15 protein-coding genes and 1 pseudogene are annotated in these 16,464 nt (G+C 41.9%); 8 read left to right on the top strand and 8 right to left on the bottom strand.

The genetic code is table 11. The features are described from left to right. Positions 1–423: 423 nt before the first annotated feature. The gene (locus tag C805_RS08640) at positions 424–795 is read left to right on the top strand and encodes a TnpV protein (protein ID WP_016213431.1); all 372 of its coding nucleotides are present in this window, start codon (positions 424–426) and stop codon (positions 793–795) included. 52 nt (positions 796–847) lie between these two features. On the opposite strand, the gene C805_RS08635 is transcribed toward C805_RS08640, so the two are convergent. Beyond that, positions 848–2,251: an aminotransferase-like domain-containing protein gene (locus C805_RS08635; RefSeq protein WP_016213430.1), complete on the bottom strand. Its 1,404-nt coding sequence runs from the start codon at positions 2,249–2,251 to the stop codon at positions 848–850. 156 nt (positions 2,252–2,407) lie between these two features. On the opposite strand from C805_RS08635, the gene C805_RS08630 reads away from it, so the two are divergent. After that, positions 2,408–3,733, top strand: a complete 1,326-nt coding sequence (locus C805_RS08630) for an MATE family efflux transporter (RefSeq protein WP_016213429.1) — start codon at positions 2,408–2,410, stop codon at positions 3,731–3,733. An 856-nt stretch (positions 3,734–4,589) separates the two neighbouring features. On the opposite strand, the gene C805_RS08625 is transcribed toward C805_RS08630, so the two are convergent. Further along, entirely contained in the window at positions 4,590–5,711 is a 1,122-nt protein-coding gene (locus tag C805_RS08625; protein ID WP_016213428.1) for an IS110 family RNA-guided transposase, read from the bottom strand. Between the two features lie 265 nt (positions 5,712–5,976). On the opposite strand from C805_RS08625, the gene C805_RS08620 reads away from it, so the two are divergent. The 6 genes from C805_RS08620 (at position 5,977) to C805_RS08600 (ending at position 10,977) form a co-directional block, all read left to right on the top strand. Continuing rightward, on the top strand, positions 5,977–6,402 hold the full coding sequence (locus tag C805_RS08620; RefSeq protein WP_016213427.1) for an RNA polymerase sigma factor: 426 nt from the start codon (positions 5,977–5,979) through the stop codon (positions 6,400–6,402). Between the two features lie 201 nt (positions 6,403–6,603). Then, on the top strand, positions 6,604–6,768 hold the full coding sequence (locus C805_RS26225) for a hypothetical protein (protein ID WP_155957602.1): 165 nt from the start codon (positions 6,604–6,606) through the stop codon (positions 6,766–6,768). Positions 6,769–7,216: 448 nt separating this feature from the next. Next, positions 7,217–7,573: a plasmid mobilization protein gene (locus C805_RS08615; protein WP_016213426.1), complete on the top strand. Its 357-nt coding sequence runs from the start codon at positions 7,217–7,219 to the stop codon at positions 7,571–7,573. A 1-nt stretch (position 7,574) separates the two neighbouring features. Next, complete coding sequence (locus tag C805_RS08610; protein ID WP_016213425.1) at positions 7,575–8,939, top strand: relaxase/mobilization nuclease domain-containing protein; 1,365 nt, start codon at positions 7,575–7,577, stop codon at positions 8,937–8,939. Beyond that, on the top strand, positions 8,936–9,196 hold the full coding sequence (locus C805_RS08605; RefSeq protein WP_016213424.1) for a transposon-encoded TnpW family protein: 261 nt from the start codon (positions 8,936–8,938) through the stop codon (positions 9,194–9,196). The genes C805_RS08610 and C805_RS08605 overlap by 4 nt, the downstream gene beginning before the upstream one ends. Positions 9,197–9,300: 104 nt before the next feature. Next, positions 9,301–10,977, top strand: coding sequence for a recombinase family protein (locus C805_RS08600; protein WP_016213423.1), 1,677 nt, complete (start codon positions 9,301–9,303; stop codon positions 10,975–10,977). A gap of 142 nt (positions 10,978–11,119) precedes the next feature. On the opposite strand, the pseudogene C805_RS25695 reads toward C805_RS08600, so the two are convergent. The 6 genes and pseudogenes from C805_RS25695 to C805_RS08585 all read right to left on the bottom strand — a co-directional run. Next, a pseudogene (locus C805_RS25695) lies at positions 11,120–11,218 on the bottom strand (cysteine-rich KTR domain-containing protein); the annotation flags it as partial. Positions 11,219–11,235: 17 nt separating this feature from the next. Next, positions 11,236–11,400 carry a hypothetical protein gene (locus C805_RS26220; protein ID WP_016213422.1) on the bottom strand — a complete coding sequence of 55 codons (165 nt, stop codon included), beginning with the start codon at positions 11,398–11,400 and terminating at the stop codon, positions 11,236–11,238. Beyond that, entirely contained in the window at positions 11,397–12,221 is an 825-nt protein-coding gene (locus C805_RS24990) for an N-acetylmuramoyl-L-alanine amidase (RefSeq protein ID WP_016213421.1), read from the bottom strand. Before C805_RS24990 ends, C805_RS26220 begins: the two co-directional genes overlap by 4 nt. Before the next feature lie 82 nt (positions 12,222–12,303). Then, positions 12,304–14,313: a DUF5050 domain-containing protein gene (locus tag C805_RS08595; protein ID WP_016213420.1), complete on the bottom strand. Its 2,010-nt coding sequence runs from the start codon at positions 14,311–14,313 to the stop codon at positions 12,304–12,306. Beyond that, positions 14,289–15,530 carry an ABC-2 transporter permease gene (locus C805_RS08590; RefSeq protein WP_016213419.1) on the bottom strand — a complete coding sequence of 414 codons (1,242 nt, stop codon included), beginning with the start codon at positions 15,528–15,530 and terminating at the stop codon, positions 14,289–14,291. The genes C805_RS08595 and C805_RS08590 overlap by 25 nt, the downstream gene beginning before the upstream one ends. A gap of 68 nt (positions 15,531–15,598) precedes the next feature. Further along, complete coding sequence (locus tag C805_RS08585) at positions 15,599–16,462, bottom strand: ABC transporter ATP-binding protein (protein ID WP_016213418.1); 864 nt, start codon at positions 16,460–16,462, stop codon at positions 15,599–15,601. Positions 16,463–16,464: the final 2 nt, after the last annotated feature.

The raw sequence follows: 16,464 nt of genomic DNA, 5'->3' as shown, positions 1-16,464 counted from the left end.
GGTAGAAAGCCCCCTTGCATTGACAAGGATTTTTTTAACAGGCTGTCCACCCATCCCCGATATGATATATGTAAATGGAAATTACTATTTGCAGGCAATAAAAATCCCTCCAAACTTGAAACAGGTTTGGAGAGTGTTTGTTAAGTCTTTCGGGCATAGCAATATCGCCCACCAAGGGCGGCGTTCCATAAGGATGTTAAATCCAAAGACTTCGTAATCAGCCAGAATGATTGGATTGTAGGCAAATTCAAATCATACGGAGGAATTGCAAAATGGCAAAATCAATCTTTGAGAGATTAGGCGGCGAATATGAACAGCAAGGGGATTACTTAACTTAAAGATAGTATATACATACAGCCTGCTGACACATTGCTTGCAGATGCCCCGCAGAAACCAAACCATACAGAAAAGGAGTTTTTGCATATGAAGTCAATATTTGAACAGTTAGGCGGCACATATCACGAAGAAAATGGGTATCTTATTCCAGATTTAATATTACCCAACGAAGAAGAACAGCCGATAGGCACATGGGGACAGCGGCATCAGGATTATCTGAAACAGTACCACAAGGTTACATACACCAATCTTCTCACAAGTGGCAGACTGAACTCCTATCTAGCCGTCATTGACAGGCAGGCGCAGGAACGCTTTGAAAGGCTTATAGAGAGCATGAAACAGGCACAGGACATAACGGAACGGCTAAAGGAAGAAAATGCCATAGAGTGGACAGGCAAAATAAATAATATAAGGGCTTGTGCGAGGGAAATTGTGAACGGAGAAATTATTTTTATATAATCAGAATTGGCGGCAGGGAATATAATTCTTTGCCGCCTTTCAAATGGAGTAACTATATTATGAAATTAGCTTGTGAAATATATTGCTGATTCTTATCCAGCAAATGTTTTAGGGTTTTCAGTCCTGTTTCCAATTGTTGTAAGGAATCAGGGGAACAGGTTGCAATTCTTATAGCTGTGGATTCAGCTTTGCCAACGGTAAAACGGTCAGAACAGAAGATATGAATGCCATTGTCTGTTGCCTGCATTTCCAACTGATAACCGTTATAATGGGCAGGCAGGGGCAGCCATTGGAAGAAGCTGTATTCATTCGGGCAGATGCTGTCTGGAAAGTATTTTTTATATATCCTGTTCCGTTCTTTTGCCTGTCTTTTTTTCTGCCCTATGATTCTGCCTGCATTGCCGCTTGCAATTAATTCGCTTATAATTTCTGCGTTAAGCAGCGGTATTTTCAAATTTACATTATTAGCCGTTTCAAGAAAGGTTTGTCTTAAGCAATCAGGGATAACCATATATGCGCATCTTAAGCCTGCTGAAAGTGATTTTGACAGGCTGTGCAGGTAAATGGTATTATCTGGTATCAATGTCTGAATCGGTTCTCCTGTATCATTTGCAATAAATCCATAAGCGTCATCTTCCATTAAAATCAGATGGTATTGCTGTATGAGGCTGGCAATTTTCCTTTTTCGTTCCATTGACATGACAGTTCCTGTCGGATTATTGCAGGACGGCATTAGGAAGATTCCTTTTATATCCATTATCCTGCACTGCTTTTCCACTAGGTCGGGTATCATTCCATCCTCATCTGCGGCTACTGATATCAACTGGACATTTAACTGTCTGGCTAAGCCGATAAAATTGGAATAAGTGTAAGAATCAGTTAGGATTTTATCTCCAGAGTGGAAAAGAGCCAAAAATACAATCGTCAGGGCATTTTGAGTTCCTGCCGTCAGCATGATGTTTTCAGGCTCTGTTTCTATATGGAAAGATTTCAGCCATTTTATGGCGGTCTGTTTGTGCTTGTAAGATTCCGATATGCTGTCAAATTCAAAAAGATACTGGGAAGTATTGCGTTGTATGGTTTTTTGCGCAATATCAGCGACAATCTTATTATACTGGTAAAAAGGTCTGATTATGCCCAGTTCTACGCACCCGTTATTTGCCTTATGTAAAAAAGGGATGGCGGCATTTGGGGATACAAATGTGCCTTGCCCTATATTGGCATAGATTAGCCCCTTATTTTCACAAATCTTGAATGCACGGGTTATTGTGCTTAGGTTCAAATCAAGAAAGTCTGCTAATTCCCTTTGGGGCGGCAGTTTTGTATTTCCAGCCAGTTTGCCGCTTTGGATATCCTGTTCCAAAAGTTCCGCAATAGATATATAAATTGGTGATTTTAATTTTTCTTTATCGGGTATCCATGGCATTGGGTAATTTTCAAAAGAATTAACTGGCAAGCTTTTTCCCTCCCTGCTCAAAATTGTCTTACATACAATATTAGCATTGAAAGCATACAAAGTCAAGAATATAATCTATATTGTATGTATTGTGTGCAAATAATACCATGCAACAAAAAGGAATAAATTTTATTTTAGTAGGAAAGAGGTTACGAAATGAAGGATTTAACGAGAGAACATGAGTTAAAGACAATATTTTTATTTTCACTGCCAATTTTGGTCGGCAATCTATTCCAGCAACTATATAATCTTGCGGATACGGTTATTGTAGGTAATTTTTTGGGGAAAGAATGTCTGGCGGCGGTAGGGTTCAGTTTTCAGATACACTATCTGCTGATTGCCCTTTCTATGGGCATTTCAATGGGGGCAAGCATATTGGTTTCACGTTATTTTGGCAGTAAGGACATGGAATCTGCGAAAAAAGTTATGGATACAGGATTTGCTTTCTGCTTTTGCCTCAGTTTGATAATTGCTGCTTTGGGCATATGTTTTTCCTATCAGATTCTGCTTGTCTTCCGAGTGCCGTCCGCTTTGCTTGAAGCGGCTGACATATATCTTAAAATTATGTTTATCGGCGTTATCCCCACGTTTGCATATAACGCGCTTACAAATATTCTTCGCGGGATGGGGGATTCAAAAACACCTACATATATTCTGATAGTGGCAGCGCTTCTGAATATTGTGCTTGATATATTGTTCATTAAGGCATTCGGAATGGGTGTGGCAGGGGCGGCATTTGCGACTGTGTTATCGCAGCTTTTGTCATTTATCGTTTGTATGGTATATATGAAAATACATTATCGCAGCTTGTTTATTAATGTATTGCATTTACAGTTTGACAAGGCAGAATTAAAAAAGAGCTTGAAGATAGGTACGCCCGCCATGATACAGCAAGTATTTGTGAGTGTGGGATTTATGTCATTGCAGTTTCTGATTAATGGGTTTGGCACGGATTGCATGGCGGCATATACTGCCGCATCTAAGGTAGATGCTTTTGCAGAAATGCCCGCCTTGAACTTAGGGCAGGCTATGACTAATTTTACTGCCCAGAATTTAGGGGCAAAAAGGAAAGACAGGGTATTGAAAGGCGGGAAATACGCATTGGTTATGGGGATTGCAGTATCAGCGTGTATTTCTGTTGTCATTGTATTGTTTCCGTCTGTATTTATATCAATATTCAATAGGGATACGTCTGTTTTAGATATTGGCAACAGCTATCTGAAGATTGTGCCTGCTTTTTATATTATCTTTACAGCCATGCAGGTATTAAACGGATTGCTTTTGGGGTATGGAAAATCATTTGTGCCGATGATTGCTTCCATATGTTCCCTGTGCTGTCTTCAAGTGCCTGTCGCTATTATTTTGTCTGGCACAAAGCTTGGTTATAATGGAATTTGGATAGCCGCTCCAATCGGCTGGTTTGGAGGGCTATTAATCCGCGCAATTTATTTTTATCATGTCAGCAAAAAAGAAAAACAATAAAAATATACATAAAGAATTTTACCAAACTTGAATCAATGGATAAAAAATTAATGTGGCAATTTAAGCAACAGCTATCTGCAAAAAAACAAATTTGTGTTGAGGATAAAAAGAAGATGGATAGCTATTGCTTATTGCCTGCATTTCATTCATAGCATGGATGTTCACCATATAAAAAAACGGCGTGTGGTGGGCGGTATTGCTATGCCCTAAAAAACTTAACAGACACTCTCCAGACCTGTTTTTGAAGTTTGGAGGGTTTTTTATGTTCTTTTTTCGGGCGGTAATCTATCTGCTCATGCAACACAGAATTTATCCGTACATAGCATATCGGGGAATGGCAGGAAGCCAGTTAAAAAAATCCCTGCCCATGCAACGCTACTTCTTGCCATGCAACCAGAAGTATAATCTCCACTTAACAGAATATGTATCTCCGTTATGAAGTGACTTTTGTCAAGAGGTAAATCAAAAATAACAAACTTTTTTCTCTGACAAAACTCACATTTGTATTTATGAGATATCTTGAAGAAGCCTTTTGATTAACAGTTCCCGGCATTTGGCCACTCCGTTATTCGTGGATTGGTTACCTACAGGTCAATGGTCCGCCGCGGGCTCTGCTGTCCTATAACGTGGATCAGTGTATCGCTACCCTGCCGACAAGGAGATGCCGCAGATAACCCGAACCTTGAAGTTCCAAAAGACTCCTTCAAGATATCTCCAGTTTTTTGTTAATAGTTGCTGCGGATTATGCAGCTGCGCCTGCTTAATCCGCTTGACTGCCATCCATCAGGATGACAGCTGGCTGTCAAGGGCTGCGCAGCAGTTTATTTACCCTTGACGGGCAGATGGCAGGCTGATATCACGCTATACGGATGTTATCCGTCATCATACCCCATATAAAGCACGCAAGTTCCCTTGCGACTGCCGTTACCGCCACATTCTTTTTCTTGCCATGCCTTATCATTTTGTAATACTTCCTTCTTAGCCTTTCGTTTGCTTTGTCTGCATACGCAATCACCTCCGGCGGATTCCCGCTCTGCCTTGCCTTTAAATCTTTCGATTTATGGCCGACCGCTCCCTTACAGATCCCTTTGGAAGCCTCAATCAGCAGTTTCCTTACATGGCTGTTGCCGGCTTTGGTGATGGAAAGCCTGTTGATGTTATCACTGCTCGAATCTTCCCCCGGCACTAATCCCAGATATGCAGAGTAGATGTTCCCCTTTGCAAATCTCTGGAAATCCCCAGTTTCAACCAGGCAGGATAACGCCGTATGGGTTTTTACGCCCAGAAAGCATACCAGTCTTTTTACCTTCTCCACATACTCTGTTTCAGAGGCCAGTTCCTCTATCCTCTTATCAAACATTTCTATCCGGTTGCTCTGATATTCGTATGTGATCAGATACTCGCCAAGCGTTTCTCTGTCCCATTCGCTAAGTTCAAGCGATTTCAGCCATTTTAATTGCGCCTGCGTCCATTTCCCACCGTCATAATGGAAACCCTGGCTTAAACAGAACGCACAGATCCTCTGTTTTGTCTTCTTTAAATCCAGCTTATGGTCATCCCTCATGCGCAGATATGTTTTGACATCATCATCCTTTTCTGTCGGAATGTGTACCGCATGGTAACCGCCATAGGCAAGGCATTGCGCAATCATCAATGCGTCGCGTTTATCTGTTTTGATCCGCTTTCCCTGCTGGGTCATCATAGTTGTCGGGGCAAGAATTACACAGCGGATTTCCTTTTTGACTAATTCATGATATAAAGAGAATCCCAGACAGCCCGCCTCATAACCGCAGAGAATATCACATTCTTCTTTTATCTTTTTCTTTAAGTTTTCAATGAACTGCACGATATTGTCCGGGTCAGGCGTTACCTTGACATTTGCGTAAATAATGTCGTCTCCGTCAAATCTTGGCTCAATGGCGCATAAAGTGTAGTTTGTGCTATGGACATCCATTCCGATTCGTAGTATTCTTTTCATGTAAGTGGCCTCCTTTTGTATGCGGTAATCCCTGTTACCATTGTTCTTAACAAACTCTAGTATACAGGTAAATCCACGTTGCTACAAATGTGGGGTCACTTCATATTGTCCTATAACCGTAGAGGTCACCGAGCCTTTGCGGTTTTTCTTTTGTCGTTTTTTATCGGAATGTGCCGCAGGGCTGTTTCTGCTGTTGGCTGCCGTTCGCCTCCTATCCAATCTGGTTTTTAGCATTTTCAAAAATTTCAGATTGGAGGAAAAAAGAATGGCATACAACAACGGACGGGAGAACAGGAAATGGCTTATCTGGAAAGAAGCCGAGGAAAAAATATTACGGGAGCATGGAGTTGATGAAACCACCATTGAACAAATCCGCACAGACGACAGGGCAGACTTCAATTCCAACAGGCGGTTTTACCATTGGACAAGCGACTTTGGCGAATACCTTGAGGGAATGGCAGACAGGGAGCGGAATGCCGAGGTAAAGACCGTTGCTGATTTACTGGATGAGATTGAGGACGAAACTCTGTATCGGGCATTGCTTACGGTGGACAGGCGTACCCTGCAAATCATCCTGCTGAAAATGCAGGGCTATTCCACAAAGGAAATTGCACCGCTTGTTGGATTGACAACAGGGGCTATTTATGCACGATTAGACCATCTGCGGAAAAAGTTGCGGAAGATTTTATAACCAACTAATAAAGACAGCTTTTTGACGGGCTATTGGGTGGGGGATAAAATTCCCCCGCCAAATTATAAAATTGATGTATAAAATTCCTGTCCACAGGGAATACTAAAAAGTTTGCCCAAAATCTTGACATGGGTACAGCCGCTATGATATTCTGAAATACCCGTGAGGGAATTGGAAGATTGAAAATGAAATAGCACATAGATGGAAGAACGGAATGTCAGCCAATGGACAAGGCTGACCGCTGCCGAATTTATGCTGCCCTTTTCGGCTGGTGTATGGCAGCATGGTTTTGAATTTCAAAGCCGTTACATAGCATTGCGAATCCGCGCAGGAGAAAACACTCCTGTCATTCGTGGTGCGGTGTAGCGGCTTTTTCATTTATCCAAAAGTCAAGAGAAATCAAATCCAGAACGGAGGTGCAGGGACATAGGATTTTCTTTTCGGAGGGTAAGACAGGTATGGAAGAATGGCGGCTGCACAGGAAATAGGGTTCCCGAAAAGTCGCTAGACTTTTTGGGAGAAGGAGGAGCAGTGGAGTGAGTGATTTTCCGTGCCTGCACGGAAATGAGCGATACGGAACTTGTGACGACGCGTCCACAGAGATAGCGAGCATCGGATTGTGTCAGCCATAGCGGAAAATGCTTTGCATTCCCCGCTATGACCACGGTGCTCCTCGAATGCCCATGCAAGCATGGCATTCTCATCGCTACTCGCGCACAATCCAATCCACAGCCTAAAGGCGTGTGGACTTCACTCAGGGGACAGCCCCTGTTTACCCCGAAGAAAGAAAAATAAGACTGGAGGATTGAGAAAAATGAGCAGAAAAAAATCAGAAAAGGATGTGCGGAATGTCCCGATTACCGTCCGATTGAACGAGGAAGAACATGAAAAATTAAAGCAATGCGCCGCTGCTTGCGGTCTGTCCGCAGCCGAATTTATGCGCCAGTTATGCAAGGGAAACGCCCCGCAGCCAAAGCCTAAAACAGAGTTTTGGGAGCTGTTAAACAGGCTCTATGAAGTGCATGACGCTTTCAAAAAGTGTGTTCCCGACTATCCAACCGCCGCCGAAATCTGTAAGGAGATTGAGGATTTTATCTTAGAACTGCAACAGAAAACAACTCTCCCACAACGATATAGCTTAGAAGAATTGACGAGACAGGGGGCGGTCTGATATGGCGGTAACGAGCTTATGGCATGTCAAAGGGAGCATAAAAGACTTGATTGACTATATAGAAAATCCAGAAAAGACCGTGCCGAATGAGGATATGCAGGACTTCTTTGACGTGTTCTCCTATGTGAGAAATCCGTCAAAAACAAATAAGGGCGAGTATGTTTCCGCAATCAACTGTCTGAAAAAAACCGCCTTGCAGCAGATGATTTTGACAAAGAAACAGTACCAAAAGACAGGCGGGTATATCGCATGGCATGGCTACCAGAGCTTCAAGCCAGACGAGGTAACGCCCGAACAGTGCCATGAAATCGGATTGAAACTGGCAAGGGAAATGTGGGGCGGCAAGTACCAGATAATCGTTGCCACACACCTTGACAAAGGGCATCTGCACAATCATTTCTGTTTTAACTCCGTTTCTTTCATAGACGGACAGAAATATAATTACTCAAAATCGGAGCAGAAAAGGTTGCGGGAAGCGTCCGACCGCTTATGCCGAGAGTACAGTTTATCGGTGATTGAAAACCCCAGGAAAGCCCCGTCAAGACCGCTGTATCTGGACGAAAAAAGCGGAAAGCCGACACGGTACAACGTCTATCGGGAGGATTTAAGGGAGGCAATCAACGGGAGCAGGGATTTACAGCACATGATGAAATACCTTACCGATAAAGGATATGAGGTTGATTTTTCGGGCAGCCATTGGAAAATGAAGCTGCCGCAGTACAAGCATTTCACAAGGTTAGACACGCTTGATGAGCGGATGACACCCGATTTCATACGGTCATGTTTAGGCGGGGCTTCCCGGTATGGAAACTACAAAGCAAGGATTTCCTACTCCCCACATATGCCAGAGCAGTACAAAAACGCATGGAAACCACACCAGAAAAGCACGGGAATCTTAGCGTTGTATTACTACTGGTGCTATCAGTTAGGGATATTCCCCAAAGGCACGGACTACAAGCCGACAAGCCCGCTGATGAAAGAGGAGCTTCGGAAACTGGACGAGATTACCGCACAGGTACGGTATATGTCAAAGCATAATATCTCTACACTCTCCGACTTACACGCCGACAGGGAGCAAAACCAGAGTGAAATGAATAAACTGATTGACTACCGCCAGCACTTGCGGAATAAAGTACGCCGTGCCACACCAGCCGAAAAAGAAACACTCCGAGCCGAAAAACAGGGCGTGACGGAGCAGATAACGGAGCTTAGGAAACGTCTGAAATATGCAGACGGGATTGAGAAACGCTCCGCACACATTGACGGCTGCTTAAACCAAATCCACGACACGATGGAAAACCAACGGTCAAATACAAATGCCAGAACAGGCAGGGCAGACCGCAGGAGGGAGGAACCATTGCGATGAATGAACCTTTTGGCGGCACAGAAAAAGAAGAATTTTCAGAAGAAACTGCCATCCGCCAGATGATTGATGGGATTACGGACTGCCTTGCATCCATGACAAAAGAAGAACGGTTGGCATGGTTCCGCAGGTCGCAATATCCCCATCCACTTAATTTCCAGAAAGAAATAGACGGCACGGTTTACACAGTCAATGCCCATTTTAACGCTTCCGCATCTGAAAGCATAGAGGAAAAGACCAAGCGTATTCTCCTCGTATAAACAGGATTTGAATTAAGGCTTTAAAGCGTTGAAGTATTCTGCCAGATATGGTATGATAATGGCACCTGCAATTCATATCATATCTGGCTGTGGAAAGGAGAATTATGAGCAGCCAGCCAGATAAAATAACAGCTTTATACTGCCGTTTAAGCCGTGACGATGAGCAGGACGGTCTTTCGGGCAGCATAAAAAACCAGAAGTCCATACTGGAGAAATACGCAAAAGAAAATGGTTTCCGCAATGCCCGCTTCTTTATTGACGATGGATTTTCGGGGGTGTCGTTTACAAGACCCGCATTTATGGAGATGATGGACTTAGCCGAGCAGGGGAAAATCGGGACGATTATCGTCAAAGACCACTCAAGGCTTGGGCGCAACCGCCTTGTCGTCGGGCAGTTATTGGAGGAAGATTTTGACCGCATGGAGGTACGTTATATCGCTATCATGGACAACATCGACACCGCCAAAGGCATCAGCGACCTTGTCCCCATGCAGGATTTGTTCAATGAATGGCACGCCAAGAACACAAGCCAGAAAGTAAAGAATGTATTCCGCAATAAGGGGATGTCAGGAATCCCGCTTACAAGCAACCTGCCATACGGCTATAAAAAAGACCCCGAAAATCCCCGAAAATGGATTATCGACGAGCCTGCGGCAAGGATAGTGAAACAGATTTTCAGCTTATGCGTTGCAGGGCTTGGACCGACGCAGATAGCAAAAAAACTGAAAGCCGACAAGGTAATGACGCCGACGGTTTACTGGAACAGCATTGGGATGGCATACCGAAAACCGCCCGCCACACCCTACCACTGGTCAGCAGCCAGCGTGGTACGCATCCTCTCCCGACAGGAATATATCGGGGACACCGTCAATTTCCGCACCATGCACAAATCATTTAAAAGCAAGAAGCGGCTGGAACTCCCGCAGGAGGAATGGCAGATATTTAAAAACACCCATCCCGCAATCATTGACGAAGAAACCTTCATGCTCGTGCAGGAGCTTCGGGAACACCGCCGCAGACCGACAAGGAGCGGGATTATCAGCATGTTTTCTGGTCTGCTCTATTGCGCTGACTGCGGGGAGAAACTCTATTACAGCACAGTAAATAATTACAAGAGGGAACAGGCTTATTTCTTCTGTTCTTCCTACCGCAAAAACTCTGATGTATGCTCTGCCCACTATATCCGGGAAAAAGTAGTGGCAAAGGCAGTATTGGACAGTATGCAGCGTGTGTTCTGGTACGTTCAGTGTTTTGAAAAAGATTTTGCCAGAAATCAGATGGCGGCTTACGGAGAGGAAAAGAAGAAAGAATTATCCGAAAAGCGCAGGGAGCTTGCACAGGCAAAAAAGCGGGTGAAAGAGATTGACAGCCTTATCCAGAAGATTTATGAGGACAATGTAAGCGGGAAAATCTCTGATGGACGCTTCGCCACCATGTCAATGGCATTTGAGGACGAGCAGAAACAGTTAAGAGCATCTATCCCCAATATGGAACAGTACCTTGAAACCGAAACGGACAAGAGTGACAGCCTTCAGCGTTTTATCGACAGGGTAAAATGCGTCACACAGCTTACGGAATTAACTCCCGAAATCGTACACGAGTTTATTGAGAAGATTGTCGTGTCCAAGCCAGAATATATTGACGGTCAGCGTTACCAGAGCTTAGATATTTACTACAACAGCGTCGGCATTGTCAGAGAGCCGATGCCCGAAGAAATGGAAGAACTGTTCCAAGAGCATATGCGGAACAGTTCTTCCAGCCAGAGCAGCAAAACAGCGTAGCCGCAAGGCTGCACTGTCTACATAGCAGCATATTAAGATATTACAATTTTTAGGGCAACTTCCTTACGGAACACCATCCAAATTGCCGTTTTTTTTATTTGGTGGAGATGAGTTTGTTATGTAAAAAACAAATTATGATTGCTCACACGTTCATTGGCTCTGCATCTAAAGTGTCTGGCTCTTTGATGACTGGTACTTGTATGTTTTTTGACTCAATCAAAACTTTTTGCTTGCACTTCCGATAGTAGGAGGGAGATACTAAAGCCTTTTAACATTAATTTTTCTTTGCTCAATATTTTTTTCGTATTGACGAATAATAGAGTCATTTAGTTCTTGACTGGGTTTTTGTTTTATTCTAAGCGCTTTTCTCAATAACAGTTCTATCTCGTTTTTATTGTTATTGCCTTTTGAATGATTCTTCATAAGTTTTCATCTCCTTTTATCTTGTTAAAAATTCCCTCTGCCATTCTCTGCGCCAAGATTTCCTGATAGTCGTCATTTAACAGCTTTTGACTCTCAGAATAATTTGAAAGAAATCCCATTTCCACCAGAACAGCAGGTATTTGAGTATTCCGCAAAACATAATAGTTTTCGGTTTTTGCATATCTCGTTTTCACGTCATTGCTTAGCGAAACTGCATGGATTATGCTTTCTGCATATGCTTTGCTTTCCGTTGCGTCTGGACTATTGTAATAACATTCCAAACCTGCTATCTGCGCATCATCTTCATAATAGTTGCAATGAAGGCTGATAAAAAAATCTGCATTGGAGTCGTTTGCAACAGAAGTCCGCTGTGCAAGGCTCATCTTCTCATCGGAGTTTCTGGTCAGAATAACTTCAATATTGTTATCCTCCAGAATCGTTTTTAACTTCAATGCAACCGAAAGGTTAATATCCTTTTCTATAATTTTTCCACTGACAGTCCCACCGTCACTTCCGCCATGTCCTGCATCTATGATGACGCAAAACTTTGAAACGCAGTCAGCTGTTGAAGTAATAGGAGCAGTGCCATTGCCAGTGTTCGTATCTGTATATGTATTGGTATATATATCTGTGCATATATCTGTTTTTTCATCTTCCTTTGTAAACTTTTCGTATATGTAAAGACAGCCGCAAACCATAAGTATTATCATTATTACTGGTATCAGTATAACGACTGCCCTAAGCAGATAAGCTATCACAAGCCGTTTGACCTTTTTTCTCTTCCTGAGATTTTTTCTCTTTCTGTGTTGTTTTTTATCCATTGCCGCATTTGTTCCTCATTCCTTTTTCCAAAATATATTGTTTCATAGGAAAGTCAAAAACTGGTCAAGAATCAGGCATTATTCAACGGCTTTTTGATAAAACGATATTCTCCCCGCTTTCTTTTGCTAATATATAAATGTTGCTGGCATCACAAGTAACCGACATTGCGGGCGTATCGCTAATCAATCTTTTGTTGCTCCCATCCTTGTTGCAGGAATATACACGATTTCCGTCTGTTCTGGATACATAATAAATCGACTGCTCATCAATGCAGAAATCATACGCAACTACTTTTTCATAAGTAAAAGTTTCGCCGCTTAGAACATGATACCTTGTTAAAACCGATTGCTCGTTTTTGTAAAAAATGTTTTCTCCATCGAATGAGATATTTCCACTTGTAGGGATGTCAAGTTTTGTAATGCCTTTCATGAAACGGTTTACTTCTGTTATACCATCATTGCCAATGAAAAATATGCTGTCATCATTTATGAAAAAATCGTAATGGAACTCTAAAAACTTCCATTTATCACCCGTCTCATAATCAATGCCAAAGAGGGAACGACCAGAATTTGTAATCTGCTCAAAAACGATTTTTTCCTCAAAGGTATCTAAATTAAGTTCTATCACCGACACCTTTGTTATACTGCTGTTATAGTTTCCGATGCGGTTTACATAGCTTTCCGTAACCGATGTCGTATAATAGAGATATGGTGAACATACACAAAACGCACATACCTTTTCTTCATCAGAAAACGCCCCAAACATAGGTGAGCGTACTAAATGAAGCATTTCTCCCGTGGAAGTGTTTTTAAGATAATAATCAAAAGTTTCTGCGTCCTGTGTTATTTCATAGCCCATACAATCATATTCCGCCGATGAATTATAAATAAAATTCTGGCTTTTTCCGTTATCTGAACATCCTGTCATTGTCAATACGAAACTAAGTATGATAGCAAGAGTCGGTACATTCCGCATTTTCCTTGTTTTCATTTGCCATTTGTTAGAATTGCTCCGTAAAATCCAAGCGGCAGCCAAAATACATAAGAATACGGATACTGAAAACAAAATCAGCAGTGTAATAGTATTAATCTCTGCAAAAACAATTTTCTCATCACCTGTAAAAGCATCACTTAAAACAATATCTCCTGCAAAAAAGTCTGTTCCGAGCAGAAATGGCAAAGGCAACGGCAGACGGTAAATAATTGTTTTGGATAGACCTACATAGGGAATAATGACCGATACTGCACCTGCAAGCAAGGTCACCGCATATTTTTTCGCCAAAACAGAAATAAACATAAGAAGTATTGCTAAAAACACGCTGCCAAAAAGACGGAGCAATCCTATATATACATATCCCTCGAATAAAGTTATGCTTTTGTTGCTGCCTGCAAAGTAACTAAGGCTTTGGATGGGATAATTCCCATTAGGCAGTCCATATTTGAGGCTGTAAAATCCGTATTCAATGAGCGATATGCTTACGCACATCAAGAGGACGCCCGAAATAACAATAAGCAGCTTATGCAAAGAGCTTTTCCGCCCCTCTTTTGAGGTCAAAATCAAAGCGTCCATCTGGCAGCTATACTCGGAACAGAATACGGGCGTAACAATCAGCAAAATGCCAAGGAACAGGACAAAATTAAGCGTACCTCCGCCAAGAAGTCCCGTCCATCCGTTTGTTTGAAGAAAATAACGGTTTTTTTCATTTTCGCAGGTGTAGAGATATTGCTGATAAACGACCTCAAATCCGTTCTGATGTTCCAGAACCTTTCCAATTTCTTGGCTCTCCTTCTTATATTCGCTTTCACTGATTTTGCCATCATAGTAGCTTTCCAAAAGATAATTTTGTTTCTCCTTGGCGTCTGCAATTCTCTCTGCTTCTTGTTCCAGATAAAGAGAAGATTCATCGCTGCAGTATCCATTTACCTTTTCAAGATACCATTCATATTCACTTTTGTACTGTTCCATTGCACTATTATAAGGATTGTCTGATGCAACGAGCCAAATGGTGCCAAGTAATAGAACAAGGACGATATAGCAAAGCCCTTTTTGGTGGAGCATTATCTTTTTTATTTCGTACATGAATCCAGACATTTTATCCTCCTGTCCAGGTAATGGCAGTTCTTTTTAGAAAGTATAACCATTACCGTTATTACAGCCATTCCCACTATTACGGCAAAAATAATAGCTGCCAAAAAACTTTGTATTGGATAGCCCGCAAAACCGATAAATTCAGTCTTACCGAACAGAATGCGGTTCGTGAGCAGCGAGTATGGGTTTATTATCTTTAGCCAAATATTGCTTGAATAACTCTGTGACGCACCTGTAATAATCAAACATAAGGCTACTCCAAAATTAGCGACAAATGGGATAAGAGCATTACGCCAAAACATAGAAATCAATAGGATTACCATACTCATAGTCCATATGCCGATTGCTTTTGTAATCGCGGATAGAATTACATATTGCCACAAATTGCAGTTTACCGCAGCCGTACTGAAATTGCTGATGGCATACAAAGGAAGATTATATCCCTCCATTGTTCCAAATGAAAAGGAAAAACCAAGATTATCCAGCACGGAAAACCATATTACAACGCTTATTACAAATAAAGTAACTGCAACAATTTTAGCTAATACGGTTTTTTTACCGCCATTAGGGTTCGTCAGTAACAGCATATCCATCTGCGTTTCCTTTTCATAGACGAAAGTGCTGATAATCCCGTATAAACAAAGTAACAAAACCAATATATTTGAAAAATCATAGTTCAAATAATAGTTATACATTTCCCGATAGGCAAAAGCTGGTATATTCCGTCCAGAATAAAGATTGTAAATTACACTGTTTTTACGCACTTCAAAGTTAAGTCCTTGTTCCTTGTAAAATGCAGCATTTTCTTTTGCCTTTTTTGCCACTTCCGAAGCATAAGTCCGATAATTATAGAAATATTCCATAGGCTGTACATAGTATTTTTCTAAGATGTTTTCGTCACTATATATATTTCCCGTCATCGTATTCGGGTCATCTGTGTCTGTGCTTGCCGTCATATCAGCCGTAGCATCTGCTAACGGCTGATATAAGTCAAGAAGATTATTGATTTTATCGGTAGTTATCTCTCCACGATATTTTTCATAGAGCTGCCAATACACGCTGTTCCAACTGCGGCTGTCATTCCCGTCTGCCAAGTAGGAATAGGAATGAAATTCATTATTTATTTTGAACAGGTTTATTACGCTGAACAGAATAAGTACAACAAGTATTGACCGCTTGCAAAATAATTTATAAAATTCATATCTGATTAAGCGTGTCATTTTTTCTCTCCAATGTCTTTCGACTCTCGCGGCATTCGTCAAATGCTCGTGCAAGCACGGCGCTTGACTCATTGCCCGCGGAAATAATATAAAAATACATCTTCCAAGTTAGGGGAAGCTTTTACTGCGTTTGTTGCGGGCGAACTATCGCTTACAATCTTTACTGAAAAATTTTCGCCCTGCTGTTTCATATTACTGACATAATATTTGTTACTAAGGCAGGCAGCCTCTTTGGCGTTTGTTGTCACTTCCCACACTTTACCATAGATACTCTGTTCTAATACGTCGGTAGTTCCTTGCGTAATCAAAGCGCCTTCTTTGAGAATGATAATCTCTTTTGCAATACACTCGACATCGGAAACGATATGGGTAGCCAGCAAAATCGTCCGTCCCTGTGCAAACTGTGAAATCAAATTGCGAAAGCGGATGCGTTCACTTGGGTCAAGCCCTGCTGTAGGCTCGTCTAAAATAAGGATTTTAGGGTCGCCTAACATTGCTTGGACAATGCCGACTCTCTGCCGCATACCACCAGAAAGTGCGCCAATTTTTTTATCTTTCGCATCTAAAAGGTTGACAATGCCCAGAAGCTCCAAAGCCCGTTCTTTTCCTTGTTCCGCAGGGATTCCTTTTAACGCACACATATATAACAGGAAATCCATTACCGTAAAATCCCGATAGAAGATAGGGTATTGCGGCATATATCCGATTTTTGATAAAAAGTCTTTGCCCATTTTTTTTGCATCTTGACCGTCTATCAAAACAGTTCCATTATCGCTGCCTAAAATGCCGACAAATATATTTATCAGCGTTGTTTTTCCTGCGCCGTTAGCCCCTAAAAGTCCATAGATGCCCTCCGAGAGTTCAGTGGTAAAATTCTTTAAGGCATATTTACCTTTATACTGTTTTGAAATATTCTGAAATGATACTTTCATAG

The sequence above is a fragment of the Eubacterium sp. 14-2 genome (assembly GCF_000403845.2).
In the GTDB taxonomy this organism is placed as follows: domain Bacteria; phylum Bacillota; class Clostridia; order Lachnospirales; family Lachnospiraceae; genus Petralouisia.
This window is presented reverse-complemented; position numbering and strand designations above follow the sequence as displayed.